Origin of the sequence: Stenotrophomonas sp. YIM B13575 (genome assembly GCF_042787595.1) — a bacterium.
In the GTDB taxonomy this organism is placed as follows: Bacteria; Pseudomonadota; Gammaproteobacteria; order Xanthomonadales; family Xanthomonadaceae; genus Stenotrophomonas; species Stenotrophomonas lactitubi_B.
Map to the genome: position 1 here is coordinate 1 of NZ_JBHZOP010000002.1, position 15,319 is coordinate 15,319.

Sequence of the window (15,319 nt, forward strand, 5' to 3'; positions counted from 1 at the left end):
GCCCGGCGCTACCAGGCGCGCGTTATGGGTAGCGCCGGGCCATGCCCGGCGAGCGCAGCGGCAGCCGCTCAGGTATTGGCCGGTGAACTCAGCGGCGGCCGCACCAGGTCGCGGTGGAAGAAGTAGATCTCCTGCACCAGAAAGCGCCAGCTGGTATGGAAGCTGCGGAAGCGAGTGCTCGGCGTGGACGATGCCAACGCCTGGATGCCCAGCGCCTTGCTCAGGCGCAGCGCGCGCGCCATGTGCAGCGGGTCGCTGACGATGATCACCGAATGCAGCTTGCGCTGGTCCATCAGCCGCTTGGCCTCGACCAGGTTCTGCACGGTATTGCGCGAGGCGGTCTCGATGAGGATCGCGTCATCGGGAATGCCGTGCTTGAGCGCGTAGCGCCGCGCCACCTGAGATTCCGAGAAGCGCGCGCCGGTGCCGCCATAGCCACCCGTGAAGATCAGCAGTGGCGCGTAGCCGGCGTCGTACAGATCCAGGCCATGGCGGATGCGCTCTTCAAATACCGGCGAGGGCTTTGAATCATAGGCGGCCGCGCCAAGCACGATGATCGCGTCCGCCTTGGCCGCCTGGTCGCGTTCGCCGACCCAGACGATCCAGGCGGTCACGCCCAGCAGCCAGATCACCAGTAATACGAACAACCGCCACAACCAACCGAGCAGGCCGGTGCGTTCGCGATGGCGGCCGCGGCTCATGGCGCTCCCCAGCGCAGGGCAGGCAGATCGACATTGCCACCGGACAGCACCAGCCCCACGCGCAGGCCGGCGAAGCGCGCAGGCTGCGCAAGCACCGCCGCCAGCACGATCGCCGAGGACGGTTCGACTACCTGCTTGAGCACGTCCCACAGCAGGCGCATCGCCGCCATGGTGGCGGCATCGTCAACCACGATGACCTCCGCGCCCGCAGACTGCAGCAGCGCGAAGTTGGGTGCGCCGATCAGCGTGCGCAGTCCGTCGCAGATCGTGTCCGGGGTAAATGCTTCCTGCCGCTTGCCAGCCGCCAGCGAACGGGCGGTGTCGTCGGCACCGGCCGGTTCGGCCACCACCAGCCGGGTCTCCGCGCTGGCGTGCTGCAGGGCCAATGCGGTGCCACTGGCCAGGCCACCGCCGCCCACCGGCACCACCAGCACGTCGAACGGACCCTCGCTGTGCAGCAGCTCCAGCGCGGCCGTGCCCTGCCCAGCCATCACTGCCGGGTTGGTGTACGGATGAACCAGGGTGGCGCCGGTATCGGCCTGCACCTTGGCGCAGGTGGCCTCGCGATCGGCAATGGTGGCCGGGCAGCGCCAGAGGGTGGCGCCATGCCGGGCAATGTTGGCCAGCTTGGCGGCCACCGCCCCTTCGGGCACCACCACGTGGCAGGGAATGCCCCGGGTGCGGGCCGCCAGCGCCAACGCGGCGCCGTGGTTGCCGGAGGAATGGGTCACCACACCGGCACTGGCGTGATCGGCATCCAGCGACCACACCGCATTGCAGGCACCGCGGAACTTGAACGCGCCGCCCCGCTGCAGGTGCTCGGCCTTGAACGCCAGTTGCGCGCCGGCCAGTGCGTCCAGCGTGCGCGAGCGCAGCACCGGGGTCACGCTGGCATGGGGCGCGATCCGCGCGGCGGCGGCGAGGACGTCATCAGCGCGGGGCAACAGTGAATCGCTCATGACGCAAGATTAACGTATGCCTCCGCGCTGGCGAGGGCGCCATCGGTCATGCCAGCATGCTGGCGTACACCGCCATTCATCCTGGGCGGCGGAATTAAGGGCTGATTCAACGCCGGCGGCCGAAGCTGCCTGCATACCCGTCCTCTGGGGGGACCCATCATGAAAACGCGCCTGATGCTTGCCGGTGGCCTGTTGCTGGCCCTGACCGGTTGCACCACCTATGACTATGTCGGTGGCCGCGGCGGCGGTTACTACCACGGCGCGCCGTCGGTGGAGTACCGCTACCCCTATGGCTATCCGGCCGATTACGGCTATCCGTATTACGGCGGCGGTGGCTATTACGGCTACGGCGGCCCGTACTACCAGCGGCCGATCTACCGCCCGCCGCACCACAACCACCGCCCGCCGCCGCGTCCGGGCAATGGCGGCGAGAACCGTCCGCCACCGCCGCCGCGCCAGAACAATGGCGGCTCGCCGTGGCGCAACATGGATTCGATGCGTCGTCCGCCGCAGCCCGCGCAGCGGGTCGAACGTCCGTCATCGCCGCCGCAGGCCCGCCCGGCTCCGGCTCCGCGTGCGCCGAGGATGAACAGTTCCCCCTGGCGCGCGATGGATCGTGAGAGATAGCGCACAGTTGACGCTTGTTCCATCTTGCATTTCACACGGTCCAAGCCTCAATCTACGCAGGTGGTGACGGCCAGCGTCACAAAGTGACAAAAACGTTAAGGGCCCGTCCCAAACAGCTCTGCGTCGATATCCGACAGGAACATCTGGATCCCCCCTGTTCCGGCCCTGTCGGATGTCGGCACCTTTGAAGACGAACGGCCCCGCACTGCGGGGCCGTTTGTTGTTCGGGACGCCGCAACGGCATCCACGCATGGCGTGGATCTACCTGGACACTGCGCGCGGGGGCCGTTTTCACGCCATGTCTGGTCGCAGCCCGGGCACCAGGACAGTAGATCCACGCCGTGCGTGGATGTCGCTTTCCCGGAAGCCACAAAAAAAAACAGGGCCGGACAGTCCCCCGACTGCCGGCCCCTCTGCTTCCCCACCGTGCGCCTGTACCGGCCCCTGTTCCAATTCCGGTCACCAGCGCCTGCGGCGCCAGCCACGGTGGGTGCTATTGGGTTATCTGCAAAAATCCTGCCAACTTTAGGGTTGATTTCGACGCCAGCCGGCCGGCGCCGACGCCCCTGCCCCGATTGGCGCTAAAATCGCCAGCCCGGCGCAGCTCCCCGGCTGCGCCCGCCCCTTGCTGAACAGCCCCCATGATCGATTCCTTCCATCGTTACGACGTCATCGTCATCGGCGGTGGCCACGCCGGCACCGAGGCCGCGCTGGCTGCGGCCCGTACCGGCGTGCGCACCCTGCTGTTGACCCACAACATCGAAACGGTGGGGGCGATGAGCTGCAACCCGGCCATCGGCGGCATCGGCAAAGGCCATCTGGTCAGGGAAATCGACGCCCTCGGCGGTGCGATGGCGCATGCCGCCGACCGCGCCGGCATCCAGTGGCGCACGCTCAATGCCTCCAAGGGCCCGGCCGTGCGCGCTACCCGCTGCCAGGCCGACCGCAACCTGTATCGCATGGCGATCCGCGCCATCGTCGAGGGCCAGGCCAACCTGACCGTGTTCCAGGCGGCGGTGGATGACCTGATCATCGAGGGCGACGCCGTGCGCGGGGTCATCACCCAGACCGGCCTGCGTTTCGACGCCGAGGCCGTGGTGCTGACCGCCGGCACGTTCCTGGCCGGCAAGATCCACGTCGGCCCGACCCAGTACGCTGCCGGCCGCATGGGCGATCCGCCGGCCACCACACTGGCCGCGCGCCTGCGCGAGCGGCCGTTCCAGGTGGACCGCCTGAAGACCGGCACGCCGCCGCGCATCGACGGCCGTTCGCTGGACTACAGCGTGATGGACGAACAGCCCGGCGACACGCCGCGCCCGGTGATGTCCTTCCTCGGCTCGGTGGACGAGCATCCGCAGCAGGTCAGCTGCTGGATCACCCACACCAGCGAGCAGACCCACCAGATCATCCGCGACGCCCTGCACCGCTCGCCGCTGTACAGCGGCCAGATCGAAGGCATCGGCCCGCGCTACTGCCCGTCCATCGAAGACAAGGTGGTGCGCTTCGCCGAGAAGGCCAGCCACCAGATCTTCGTCGAGCCGGAAGGCCTGGGCATCGTCGAGATCTACCCCAACGGCATTTCCACCTCGCTGCCGTTCGACGTGCAGCTGGAGATGGTGCGCAGCATCCGCGGTTTCGCCAACGCGCACATCACCCGCCCTGGTTACGCCATCGAATACGACTTCTTCGATCCGCGCGGACTGAAAGCCTCGCTGGAAACCAAGCTGGTCAACGGCCTGTTCTTCGCCGGCCAGATCAACGGCACCACCGGTTACGAAGAAGCCGCCGCGCAGGGCCTGCTGGCTGGCCTGAACGCCGCACGCCAGGTGCGTGGCCTGGATGGCTGGTGCCCGCGTCGCGACGAAGCCTACCTCGGCGTGCTGGTGGACGACCTGATCACCCACGGCACCAACGAGCCGTACCGCATGTTCACCAGCCGCGCCGAATACCGCCTGCAGCTGCGCGAAGACAATGCCGACCAGCGCCTGACCCCGGCCGGCCGCGAGATGGGCCTGGTCGATGACCGCCGCTGGCGTGCCTTCGAGACCAAGCAGGCCGCCGTGGCCGCCGAGCGCACCCGCCTGGGCGCGCTATGGGCGACGCCGGCCAATGCGCTGGGCCGCGAAGTACAGGAAACGCTGGGCGTTGCGGTCAGCCGCGAAACCAACGTGCTGGACCTGATCAAGCGCCCGGAACTGGATTACGCGCAGCTGATGCAGGTGCCCTCGCTCGGCCCGGCCGTGGCCGATGGCAAGGTGGCCGAACAGGTCGAAATCGGGGTGAAGTACGCCGGTTACCTGGATCGCCAGCGCGAGGAGATCGAGCGCCAGCAGCGGCATGAAGCAACGCCGATTGCCGGCGATTTCGACTACGCCATCGTGCGTGGGTTGTCAGCCGAAGCGCTGCAGAAGCTGGAGCGCGTTCGTCCGCAGACCATCGGCCAGGCACAGCGCATTCCGGGCATGACCCCGGCGGCGATCTCGCTGCTGCTGGTGCACCTGGAGCGCGCGCGTCGCGGACGCGTGGCGTAACGCGGGATCGGCAAATGCCATCCACGCATGGCGTGGATCTACTTGCGGTCCGCTCTGGTAGGTGTCGACCTTGGTCGACACGGATGCATGAAGCATCCCGGCCGCTGCAGGTGCCCGCGGAGTCGCCATCGGCAGAGCGCGTATCATCGTCGCGTCAGCCCCACCTGGAGACACCGATGACCCCGCTGCGCCCTTTCCGCGACAAGATGCCGGTGCTCGGCCAGCGCGTGTATGTCGATCCGGCCTGCACCATCATCGGTGATGTCGAACTGGCCGACGACGTGTCGGTCTGGCCGGGCACGGTCATCCGCGGCGACGTCAATTTCGTCCGCATCGGTGCACGCACCAATGTGCAGGACGGCACCATCATCCACGTCAGCCACCACAGCCCGTACAACAAGGCTGGCTACCCGACCCTGATCGGCGAAGGCGTGACCGTCGGCCATGGCTGCATCATCCACGCCTGCAGCATCGGCGATTACAGCTTGATCGGCATGGGCGCGTGCATCCTCGACGGTGCCCGGATCGAGCGCCATGGCTTCGTCGGTGCCGGCGCCGTGGTCGGCCCCGGCAAGGTGGTGGGCGAAGGCGAACTGTGGGTGGGCAACCCTGCCCGTCCGGCGCGTACGCTCAGCGACAAGAAAATCGAGTCGCTGCACTATTCGGCCGACCACTACGTGCGGCTGAAGGACGAGTACCTGGGCTGAGCCCGCATCGCCAATGGCCGGGCTCTGCTAAAGTCTGGGCCCGACCAGGAACCGTCGAGACCCCCATGCCCGTGGCTGCACGCCGGAGAGGACTCCAGCGCCCACTTCGGCGGCCATCGCGCTGATGGCCGCGCCGATGCTCGATACCTACCGCGAGGTGGTAACGCCGGAAGGCGTGCCGCTGCAGTTGCCTGCGGCCGGACCGATGCCGCGTGCCCTGGCCTGGCTGATCGACCTGGCCGTCCGCTTCGGCGCGCTGACCGCGCTGTCCATTCCGCTGGCCCTGCTCGATGAGTTCGGCAGCGGCCTGTACATGGCGCTGATGTTCCTGCTGATGTGGGCCTACCCCATCGTCTGCGAAGCGCTGTGGGGCCGTACCCTCGGCAAGCGCGTGCTGGGCCTGCGGGTGCTGGCACAGGATGGCGCGCCGGTGGGCTGGATGGCATCGATCACCCGCAACCTGCTGCGCACCGTGGACATGCTGCCCTTCGGCTACGCGCTGGGCCTGATCAGCAGCCTGTTCGATCCGCATGGCCGCCGCCTGGGCGATCTGGTTGCCGGCACGATGGTGGTGCATGCACCGCCGCATTACCTGCCGCCGCCGGCCACCATCGACAGCGCGCTGGCCCCGCCGCAACCGCTGCGACCAGAGGAACAGGCGGCAGTGATGGCCTTCGCCGAGCGCGCGCCACGCCTGTCCCCCGCGCGCCAGCAGGAGCTGGCCGGCATCGCCGAGCCGTTGACCAGCGCGTCCGGCCAGGTCGGCGTGCTGCGCCTGTATGCGATGGCCAACTGGTTGCTGGGACGACGATGAAGCAGGAACAGTTCGTCGCCCGCCATCAACAGGAATGGCATGACCTGGAGCAGTGGCTGCAGCATCGCGCCGGTGCCTCGCGTCGGCGTCGGCGCAAGCCGGGCGCAGAGGAGGCCGGCGATGTCAGCTTCCCGCAGCGTTACCGACGGCTGTGCCAGCAGCTGGCGCTGGCCCGCGAACGCGGCTACAGCCCGCAGCTGGTGCAGCGTCTGCAGCAGCTGATGCAGCACGGCCATGGCGTGCTGTACCGCACGCCGCCGACCCGCTGGCGGCGCGCGCTGGAATTCCTGGTGGCTGATTTCCCGCTGCTGGTGCGCAGCCAGGCGCGCAGCATGTGGGCGGCGCTGGCGATGTTCGCGGTGCCGGCGCTGGCCTGCTTCGTGCTGATGCAGCTGTACCCGGACAGCATCCACCTGCTGATGGACAACGGCCAGATCGCCGAGATGGAGCGCATGTACGATCCATCCGCCGAGCGCCTGGGCCGCGACAGCGGCACCGACTGGATGATGTTCGGCTACTACATCATGAACAACATCGGCATCGCCCTGCGCACCTTCGCCAGCGGCCTGCTGGCGGGGTTGGGCACGCTGCTGGTGCTGTTGTTCAACGGCATCACCATCGGCGCGGTGGCCGGCCATCTGCAGCACATCGGCCATGGCGGCCCGTTCTGGCGCTTCGTGGTCGGCCACGGTGCGTTCGAGCTGACCGCGATCGTGATCGCTGGCGGTGCCGGCCTGCAGCTGGGCATGAAACTGCTGGCGCCCGGGCGGCGCCGCCGTCTGGATGCGCTGGTCGAAGGGGGGCGCATCGGCGCGCGGCTGTGCCTGGGCGCGGCCTTCATGCTGTTGCTGGCAGCGTTCGTGGAAGCATTCTGGTCGTCCATCGCCGAAATCCCGGCCGCAGTGAAGTTCAGCGTGGCCGGTGTGCTGTGGGCCGGCGTGCTGCTGTGGCTGTGGCGCGGTGGACGCGGAGGCAGCCATGCGGATTGACCACCTGGACGTGGTGCTGCGCGCGCGCAGCAGCTGGGAAGCAATGGAGCTGGGCACCGCGCTGACCCGCCGCCATGCACGCGGTGTGTGGGGCAGCTGGCTGCTGGCCAGTGCGCCGTTGTTCGTGCTGTTCAATGCGCTGGCCTGGTGGCTGGATGCCTTCGGCTGGGCCTGGCTGGCGATGTGGTGGTGCAAGCCCTTGTTCGAGCGCGCACCGCTGTACGTACTTTCGCGCGGCATCTTCGGCGAGCGGGTCGGTCCGCGCGCTGCACTGCGCGCGCAGCGGCAGTGGGGTGGCAGTGGCTTCTGGGGCTACCTGGGCTGGCGCCGCTTCAGCGGCCTGCGCAGCCTGTGCCTGCCGGTCAACCTGCTGGAGGGCAATGCGCCCGCACAGCGCGGTGCTCGCCGGCGAGCGGTCGCTGCCGGCGCCGCAGGCCCTGCACTGGTGCTGGCGATGATCTGCCTGGCCTTCGAGCTGGTGCTGGTGGTCGGCGCGATCGCCACCATCTTCATCTTCATACCCCTGGAACTGCTACCCGAATCCTGGCGCGCGGCGTGGGCGATGGTCAGCGTGGAAGCGCCTGCGTGGGCCAAGCTTGGCCTCAACCTGCTGTGCTGGCTGGCAGCGGCGCTGATCGGCCCGTTCTACGTGGGCGCTGGCTTCGGCCTGTACTTGAACCGGCGCACGCAGATGGAAGCCTGGGACGTGGAAATCGCCCTGCGCCGCCTGCGCGAACGCTTGCTGCCCATCGCCTCTTCGTTGGTGCTGCTGCTGTGGCTGGCGCTGCCGTTGGCGCCCGCGCACGGGCAGGACGCCGACACACCGGACGCCGGGCAGACCGTCACGGCCAACGCCGATGAAGACGCAGAGGCGGGAGATGCTGAAGAAGCCGATGACGTGGCCACTGCGGAAAACGATCCGGCCAATACACCGGCGGTGATCTTCGGCGACGCGCCGGTGGATACCGCTGGCTTCCGCCAGGCCGTCAACCGCGCCTACGAAGATCCGCTGCAGCGGCCGACGCGGCAGGTCAGCCGGTGGAAGCCGATCGAAGACGCGGCCGAAAAGAACAAAGACAAGAAAGAGCTGCAGAAGGACACCGGCAGCAACGCCGACCGCAAGGCGCGCAGGAGCGGCCAGCTGTGGCTGGCACGGATCGCCGAATGGGGCCTGTGGGGACTGCTGGGCGTCCTGCTGCTGGTGCTGCTGTTGACCGCGCGGCTGTGGCTGCCGTGGTTGCGCGGTTCCGGCCGGCGCAAAGAAAAGCAGGCACCGCAGATCACCGAGGAGCAGGTGGTAATGCCGGTGGTGCTGCCACCGGATGTAGCGACCCAGGCCGGCTTGCTGTGGGACCAGGGACGCCCGCGGCAGGCGCTGGCCCTGCTGTATCGCGCCAGCGTACGCACGCTGGTGGAGCGCACGGGTATCGCGTTGCCGCCCGGTGCGACCGAAGCTCAGTGCCTGCGTGCCTCGCGGCGCATGACCGACAGCAGCGACCGTGAACTGTTCGCGCGCATCGTGCGCATGTGGCAGTACGCCGCCTACGGCGGCCGCCTGCCCAGCCGCAGCGATTTCGATGCGTTGGCCAGTACCCTGCGCCAACAGTACGGGTGGCAGGCATGACGCCGCGCCTGTTCTGGTCATTGCTGCTGGGCGCACTGGTCCTGTTCGGGGTACCGCTGACGATCCTGTTCCTGCGCACGCACGAAAAGGTGACCGAGACCGTGGTGCTGCCGCCGCAGGGCGAAGCCAGCTACAACCCGCTGTATGTGCTGGGCCAGGCCCTGCGCGCCGACGGCATCGAGGTGCAGTCCCGGCAGCGGTTGGACCTGGCACAGATGCCACTGGCCGCCACCGATACGCTGGTGCTGCTGCAGGACACCGCCGACATGCCGCCGCGCACTGCGCAGGCTCTGCTGGACTGGGTGGATACCGGCGGCCATCTGCTGCTGCGCACGCAGCCGCCGGCCGAGGACGACGCCAGCAGCACGCAGGGGCCCTTGCTGGACAGGATCGGCGTGGACAGCCTGTTCCATGGCAGCGACTGCCAGCCCTTCCATGTGGTCGATGATCCCAGCCATGTCGAGTTCTGCGGCGGCCGGCGCTTCAGCCTGGGCTTCCAGGCCAACGCCACGGCCGAGCGCCGCTGGGGCGGCAACGACGGACTGGTGTTCGCGCGCCTGCCGCACGGCAAGGGCCGCATCGACGTGCTGGCGGACATGGATGTCATGCGTGGTGAAGGACCGAACGCGTCCACGCGCCGCCGCCCTGTCGATGCTGTTGCCCGCGATGGCCTGCATGATCTCTCGCACCGCGACCTGACACGCTACCTGCTCGATCCCAACTATGGCCGCGGCACGGTCTGGCTGGTGTACGGCAGCCGCCCGCCCTCCCTGGCCGCGCGCATCTTCTACCAGGGCTGGCCACTGTGGGTGCCGTTGCTGCTGGCGATCCTCGGCTGGCTGTGGTCGCGCGCGCAACGCTTCGGCAGTGCCCTGCCCGCACCGGTGATCGAGCGCCGTTCGCTACTGGAACACGTCCGCGCCAGTGGCGAACTGCTGCTGCGCTTCGGGCATGGCGCGCGCCTTTACCAGGCCGTGCAGGCGCTGTTCCTGCATCGCCTGCGCCTGCGTGCACCCGTGGCTGCCGCACTCGATGGTGTTGCGCGTGACCAGGCCATCGCCGCGGTGCTGCAATGGCCGGTCAGTCGTGTCACCAGTGCACTCACGCCGCCTTCGCCGCATGATTCCTCCGCCCTGCGCGAGCGCATCCGCTTGCTGCTCCAGATGAGATCCCTGCTATGACCGATGCCCCTGAACTTCCGGCGGCCGCCACCGCCCGCCTGATCGAACGCGTCGACGCCATCCGCCAGGCCGTCGGCCATGCCTTCATCGGCCAGGCCGATGTGCTCGACCAGATCCTGGTCGCCCTGCTGGCCGGTGGCCACGTGCTGATCGAAGGCGTGCCCGGCCTCGGCAAGACCCTGCTGGTGCGCGCGCTGGCGCAGGCACTGGAACTGGACTATGGCCGCGTGCAGTTCACCCCCGACCTGATGCCCAGCGACGTCAGCGGCCATGCGGTGTACGACCCGAAGAGCGAGAGCTTCAAGATCCGCCGCGGCCCGGTGTTCACCAATCTGCTGCTGGCCGACGAAATCAACCGTGCCCCGGCCAAGACCCAGTCCGCGCTGCTGGAAGTGATGCAGGAAGGCCAGGTCACCATCGAAGGCAAGGCCTTCACCCTGGCGCCGCCGTTCATGGCGCTGGCCACGCAGAACCCGCTGGAACAGGAAGGCACCTATCCGCTGCCGGAAGCGCAGCTGGACCGTTTCCTGCTGAAGGTACTGATCGACTATCCGCAGCTGGAGGACGAGAAGCGCATGGTCGCGGCGATCACCAGCGGCCGTGCCGCCAGCGATTTCGACCTGAGCCAGGTGCCGCGCGTACTCGGTGCCGGTGAACTGCTGGCGTTGCAGCAGGCCACCGCGGCGATCACCGTCGATGACGAAGTGATCGACTACGCGGTGCGCATCGTGGCCGCCACCCGCCAGTGGCCGGGCATCGCCGTCGGCGCCGGCCCGCGCGGCAGCATCGCCCTGGTGCGTGCCTCGCGCGCGCAGGCGGTGCTGGCCGGGCGTGACTTCGTCACCCCCGATGATGTGCGTGACATCGCCCGCCCTGCCCTGCGCCACCGCATTGCATTGGCACCGGAGCTGCAGATCGAAGGCCAGGGTGCCGACGACGTGCTGGGTGCGCTGCTGGCCAAGGTCGAAGCGCCGCGCCGATGAGGCCTGCGCCGCTGCTGCTGGCGTTGCTGTTGGCCTGGGCCGTGCTGGGAGGCGTGGTGTTGGGCGGCCTGCTGCCGCGCTGGAGCTGGGCGCTGGCCGGCGCGTTGATTGCGGTGCTGGCACTGGTTGACCTGTGGCGGCAACGGCGACGGCCATCGCCCAGCGTCGAGCGCGACGTGCCCGAGGCGCTGGCACTGGGCGTGCGTCGCGAGATCGGCCTGCGCCTGCACAGCGAACAGGCCATGCACGTGCACGTGTTCGATCTGGTGCCAGGCGGTTGGCCACTGGAATCGCTGCCACAGCGCGTGCCGTTGCGGGCCGGCCATGTCAGCTCCCTGCATTACCACGTGCAGCCGCAGCAGCGCGGCCGCTTTGCCTTCGAGGGCGTGCAGCTGCGCATCCGCTCGCCGTGGCGATTGTGGTGGCAGCAACGCACGCTGCCACCGGCGCTGGAGGTACGGGTCTATCCCAACTTCGTGCCGCTCACCCGCTTCGCACTGTTCAGTGCCGACCAGGCCTCACGCCTGGTCGGCGCCCATGTGAAACGGCGGCGTGGCGAGGGTACCGACTTCCACCAGATGCGCGAGTACCGCATCGGCGACAGCCTGCGCCAGCTCGACTGGAAGGCCACCGCACGTGCGCGCAAGCTGATCTCGCGCGAGTACCAGGACGAGAAGAACCAGCAGCTGCTGCTGATGCTCGACAGCGGCCGCCGCATGCTGGCCAGCGAAGGCGGGCTCTCGCATTTCGACCATGCCTTGAACGCCTCGCTGGTGGTGGCCTACCTGGCATTGCGCCAGGGTGATGCCGCCGGCCTGTTCGCCGTGGGCGGCGAGCGCCGCTGGGTGGCCCCGCAGCGCGGCATGGGCACGGTGCAGCACCTGTTGCGCGCCAGCTACGACCTGCAGCCGCAGGCGGTGGCCACCGATTACCTGGCCGCCGCCACCGAAGTATCACTGCGCCAGCGTCGGCGCGCGCTGGTGATGCTGGTCAGCAACGTACGCGATGAAGACATCGAAGACCTGCTTGCTGCCGTGCGCCTGCTGCAGCGCCGCCACCTGGTGTGCGTGGCCAGCCTGCGCGAGCGCGAGCTGGATGCCGCGCTGGAGGGCGAGGTGCATACGGTGGAAGACGCCGCGCAGGCTGGCGCCGCCGCGCTGTACCTGCAGCAGCGCGCGCAGGCGCACGACGCGCTGCGTGCCGAACGGGTGATGGTGCTGGACGTGACCGCCGATGCGCTGCCCGCCGCACTGGTGGAACGCTACCTGGCAGTGAAGCGCGAAGGGTTGCTGTAACCGGTAATGCCGGCCGCTGGCCGACGGATCACCACAACCGCCGGGCATGGCCCGGCGCTACCGACGCTCCGCCTTGGTAGATGCCAACCTTGGTTGGCACACAATCAACGGCACCGACCAAGGCCGGCACTACCCCTGCAGCAAGCGCTTCTGCAACCGTTCCACCGCGCGCTGCAGCAGCACACGATGCCGCGCCAATTTCATCCACTGCGGCAGGCGCGAGAACATCGAACTGTTGCGTACACCGCCGTGCTCACGCAGCGTGGCTGCAGCGTAGTCGTGCAGCGCCTGCAGGTGTTCGGCGTTATAGGCCCAGAGCAGGCCGGCGCGGGTGGGTTCCACCAGATGCAGCGGAAGGCCGAAGTGCGGATCAGCCGGCTCGGCATCGCGCAGCGGGGTGGCCGACACGTCGACATCGCTGCTGCGCCCACATTGCCCACATCGCGCGGGAAAGGTGGCCGGCAAACGAACACCCGACGCGATCCGGCGATGCACGTACAGCCATTGGTGCCCGCAGTACCCGCACGGCCGACGCCCCTGCATGCACACCGCGCCCACCCAGTCGCCACTGTCCAGCGCAACGCTGCAGCCGGTGCAGCGGAAACGCACCGTCCAACGGTAGGGCTGCCAGCTCGCCAGCACCCAGCCCGGCGTATCGCAGCGGTGGCAGCGCACCGCGATGCGGTCGGCGAACGCATTCAGGCCGCGACCATCGTCGAAATGACGGCCCGGCACGGGAGCAGGACGCCCGCGCCGACCGGGCGGGCGTTGCACCACCATCAGACGTAGATCCGCGTCGGCGCTTCGTCGATGATCGCGTGCGGCACGAAGCGCGCACTGTCGCGGGTGATCGCGCTGTCGTCCTCACGGATGCCGATGCCGCAGGCGTGGTCGCCGATCACCCAGCTGCCGATCAGCGGGTAGCCACCTTCGAAGCGGGTGAGCGGGTGCGCACGCTGGAGGATCGCCGGGCCGTCGTACGGGCCGTCGCTGCGCTGCGTGCTGCCATCGGCCAGGTGCATCTCGATGTTGGCACCTTCGCGCGAGAACAGCGGCTTGCGCACCCAACCCGAGGCCAGCGCGCTGCCGTCATCGAAATGTGCTTCCAGCAGGTTCGGATGGCCGACGTTGCGCTGCCACAGCAACGGCAGGATGCCCTTGTTGCTCAGCACCGCCTTCCACGCCGGTTCCAGCAGCTGCACGCCCGAGCCCGGCAGCGCGCGGCCGAATTCCTCGGCCATCAGGTCTTCCAGCGGGTACAGCTTGAACAGCGTGCCGATCACCGTATCGTCCAGCGCGGTGAAGCGCCCATCTTCGGACAGGCCGATGTCTTCGATGGCGATCGCCTGCCCGTGCAGGCCCGTCTGCGAGGCGCAGTCGCGCAGGTAATCGACCGTACCGCGGTCTTCGTCCGAGCTGCCCACCGCACTGAAGTACAGCGGCGGCGGCAGCTGCGTGGCCAGCTCGCCAAAGCGCTCGACCAGGGCTTCATGGATCGCATTGAACTGGTCGGCATGCTGCGGCAGGCGGCCGGCGTTGCGCTGGTCCTCCAGCCACTGCCACTGGAAGAAGCTGGCTTCGAACAGCGAGGTCGGCGTGTCGTAATTCAGTTCGTACAGCTTGGCCGGGCCGGTGCCGTCGTAGGCCAGGTCCAGGCGCCCGTACAGGTGCGGCTGGCGCTGGCGCCAGCTGTCGGCGATCCAGTCGCGGTAATGCGCGGGGATCGCCAGCTGGTCCATCAGGCGCTCGCTGGCGATCACATCGCCGACCAGATCCATCGCCATCGCATGCAGCTCGGCGCTGGGATCTTCGATGTCCTGTTCGATCTGGCGCAGGGTGAAGGCGTAATACGCGCTTTCATCCCAGTACGGCTGGCCGTCGATGGTGTGGAAGCGGAAACCGGCTTCCTCCGCGCGCGCCCGCCACTGGGCGCGTTCGGCGATACGGATACGTTGCATGGATTGATCAGCCGCCGACGCTGCTGCCGCTGCGGCGCGCACTGGTGCTGCCGAAGCCGCTGCGGCTGGCGGTCACCGCACGGTTCGGCTCGCTGCTGACCGGGGCCAGCCCAGCCTTGCCCGCACCGATGCCGCTGGCGGTGTTCAGGCCGCCGCTGCCACCCGGGGCAGGACGCGCCCAGCCGGCGCTCTTGTCCTGGTAGGCCGGCGCCGACGCCGGCGCCTGCGGGGCCAGGCCACCGCGGTTGCTCAGCATCTGCGACATGAAGAAGCCCATCATCATCGGGCCGATGAACGACGTACCGGCCGAGGTGTGCTGCTGCACGCACTGCTCAGGCTTGTAGTCCTGTTCGCAGGCTTCCTTGGTCGCGTACTTCGGCGCTGCATCGGCGGACTTCTTCTGCGCCTCGGCAAATGCATTGCGACAAGCCGAAGGATCAGCGGTAGCCGTGGTGCAGGCCTCCACCGAGGTATACAGGCCTTCCTGCACCTGCACCTGCTCTTCCTTCTGGCAGGCAGTGAACAGCAGCGGCGCAGCGCTCATCAGCAGCAGCGCGGTGGTGCGGGAACGTTTCATGGCCTCATGCCTTCAAGTCGGAACAATGCCCCATCATGCCAAATCCCGGCCAACAACCGGAATCGGCAAAGTGGGAAAGATGAACGGAATTTCATTTTCGTTGTTCTGTCCCTCGCTCCATCCACGCATGGCGTGGATCCACGTGTCGACCAAGGTCGACACCCACCATCAGCAGGAATCGGGTCAGAGCCCGTTGCGCAGCAACGGGATGCGCCCCCGTCAGATCGCGGACAACTGTCGAAGGCGGGGTGGGTCCGGCTGCGGGGGCGTGAGCGCCATGGATGGCGCGACCGAGCCTTATCTGATCGGAATCTGGCAACGTAGGTGTCGAGAGCCGGCGTGGGCCGCCGTACGAGCCTGGATCTGAGCGATC

14 protein-coding genes are annotated in these 15,319 nt (G+C 68.3%); 9 read left to right on the forward strand and 5 right to left on the reverse strand.

Features of this window, described 5'->3' with window-relative positions; translation table 11 throughout:
- Positions 1 to 68: 68 nt before the first annotated feature.
- Together ACFX4F_RS00110 and ACFX4F_RS00115 are read right to left on the reverse strand one after the other, a co-directional pair.
- The gene (locus tag ACFX4F_RS00110) at positions 69 to 701 is read right to left on the reverse strand and encodes a YdcF family protein (protein WP_099819815.1); all 633 of its coding nucleotides are present in this window, start codon (positions 699 to 701) and stop codon (positions 69 to 71) included.
- Positions 698 to 1,660, reverse strand: a complete 963-nt coding sequence (locus ACFX4F_RS00115) for a pyridoxal-phosphate dependent enzyme (protein ID WP_380650978.1) — start codon at positions 1,658 to 1,660, stop codon at positions 698 to 700. Before ACFX4F_RS00115 ends, ACFX4F_RS00110 begins: the two co-directional genes overlap by 4 nt.
- A 159-nt stretch (positions 1,661 to 1,819) precedes the next feature.
- On the opposite strand from ACFX4F_RS00115, the gene ACFX4F_RS00120 reads away from it, so the two are divergent.
- The 9 genes from ACFX4F_RS00120 (at position 1,820) to ACFX4F_RS00160 (ending at position 12,411) form a co-directional block, all read left to right on the forward strand.
- Positions 1,820 to 2,287: a hypothetical protein gene (locus ACFX4F_RS00120; RefSeq protein ID WP_380650981.1), complete on the forward strand. Its 468-nt coding sequence runs from the start codon at positions 1,820 to 1,822 to the stop codon at positions 2,285 to 2,287.
- Between the two features lie 641 nt (positions 2,288 to 2,928).
- The gene (mnmG, locus tag ACFX4F_RS00125; RefSeq protein WP_380650984.1) at positions 2,929 to 4,818 is read left to right on the forward strand and encodes a tRNA uridine-5-carboxymethylaminomethyl(34) synthesis enzyme MnmG; all 1,890 of its coding nucleotides are present in this window, start codon (positions 2,929 to 2,931) and stop codon (positions 4,816 to 4,818) included.
- A gap of 176 nt (positions 4,819 to 4,994) precedes the next feature.
- The gene (locus ACFX4F_RS00130; RefSeq protein WP_380650987.1) at positions 4,995 to 5,525 is read left to right on the forward strand and encodes a gamma carbonic anhydrase family protein; all 531 of its coding nucleotides are present in this window, start codon (positions 4,995 to 4,997) and stop codon (positions 5,523 to 5,525) included.
- 124 nt (positions 5,526 to 5,649) lie between these two features.
- Positions 5,650 to 6,339, forward strand: a complete 690-nt coding sequence (locus tag ACFX4F_RS00135) for an RDD family protein (protein ID WP_380650990.1) — start codon at positions 5,650 to 5,652, stop codon at positions 6,337 to 6,339.
- The gene (locus tag ACFX4F_RS00140; protein WP_380650993.1) at positions 6,336 to 7,328 is read left to right on the forward strand and encodes a stage II sporulation protein M; all 993 of its coding nucleotides are present in this window, start codon (positions 6,336 to 6,338) and stop codon (positions 7,326 to 7,328) included. Before ACFX4F_RS00135 ends, ACFX4F_RS00140 begins: the two co-directional genes overlap by 4 nt.
- Positions 7,318 to 8,952: a DUF4129 domain-containing protein gene (locus tag ACFX4F_RS00145; protein ID WP_380650996.1), complete on the forward strand. Its 1,635-nt coding sequence runs from the start codon at positions 7,318 to 7,320 to the stop codon at positions 8,950 to 8,952. Before ACFX4F_RS00140 ends, ACFX4F_RS00145 begins: the two co-directional genes overlap by 11 nt.
- Positions 8,949 to 10,133, forward strand: coding sequence for a DUF4350 domain-containing protein (locus tag ACFX4F_RS00150; protein ID WP_380650999.1), 1,185 nt, complete (start codon positions 8,949 to 8,951; stop codon positions 10,131 to 10,133). Before ACFX4F_RS00145 ends, ACFX4F_RS00150 begins: the two co-directional genes overlap by 4 nt.
- Positions 10,130 to 11,116, forward strand: a complete 987-nt coding sequence (locus ACFX4F_RS00155) for a MoxR family ATPase (protein WP_025877520.1) — start codon at positions 10,130 to 10,132, stop codon at positions 11,114 to 11,116. Before ACFX4F_RS00150 ends, ACFX4F_RS00155 begins: the two co-directional genes overlap by 4 nt.
- Positions 11,113 to 12,411: a DUF58 domain-containing protein gene (locus ACFX4F_RS00160; RefSeq protein ID WP_380651002.1), complete on the forward strand. Its 1,299-nt coding sequence runs from the start codon at positions 11,113 to 11,115 to the stop codon at positions 12,409 to 12,411. The genes ACFX4F_RS00155 and ACFX4F_RS00160 overlap by 4 nt, the downstream gene beginning before the upstream one ends.
- Positions 12,412 to 12,540: 129 nt before the next feature.
- On the opposite strand, the gene ACFX4F_RS00165 is transcribed toward ACFX4F_RS00160, so the two are convergent.
- The 3 genes from ACFX4F_RS00165 to ACFX4F_RS00175 are packed head-to-tail and all read right to left on the reverse strand — an operon-like array spanning position 12,541 to position 14,946.
- The gene (locus ACFX4F_RS00165) at positions 12,541 to 13,191 is read right to left on the reverse strand and encodes a hypothetical protein (RefSeq protein WP_380651005.1); all 651 of its coding nucleotides are present in this window, start codon (positions 13,189 to 13,191) and stop codon (positions 12,541 to 12,543) included.
- A complete protein-coding gene (locus tag ACFX4F_RS00170; RefSeq protein WP_380651008.1) occupies positions 13,191 to 14,369 on the reverse strand; it encodes a glutathionylspermidine synthase family protein in 1,179 nt (392 codons plus the stop codon). The genes ACFX4F_RS00165 and ACFX4F_RS00170 overlap by 1 nt, the downstream gene beginning before the upstream one ends.
- 7 nt (positions 14,370 to 14,376) lie before the next feature.
- Positions 14,377 to 14,946, reverse strand: a complete 570-nt coding sequence (locus tag ACFX4F_RS00175; protein ID WP_032976852.1) for a DUF1190 domain-containing protein — start codon at positions 14,944 to 14,946, stop codon at positions 14,377 to 14,379.
- Positions 14,947 to 15,319: the final 373 nt, after the last annotated feature.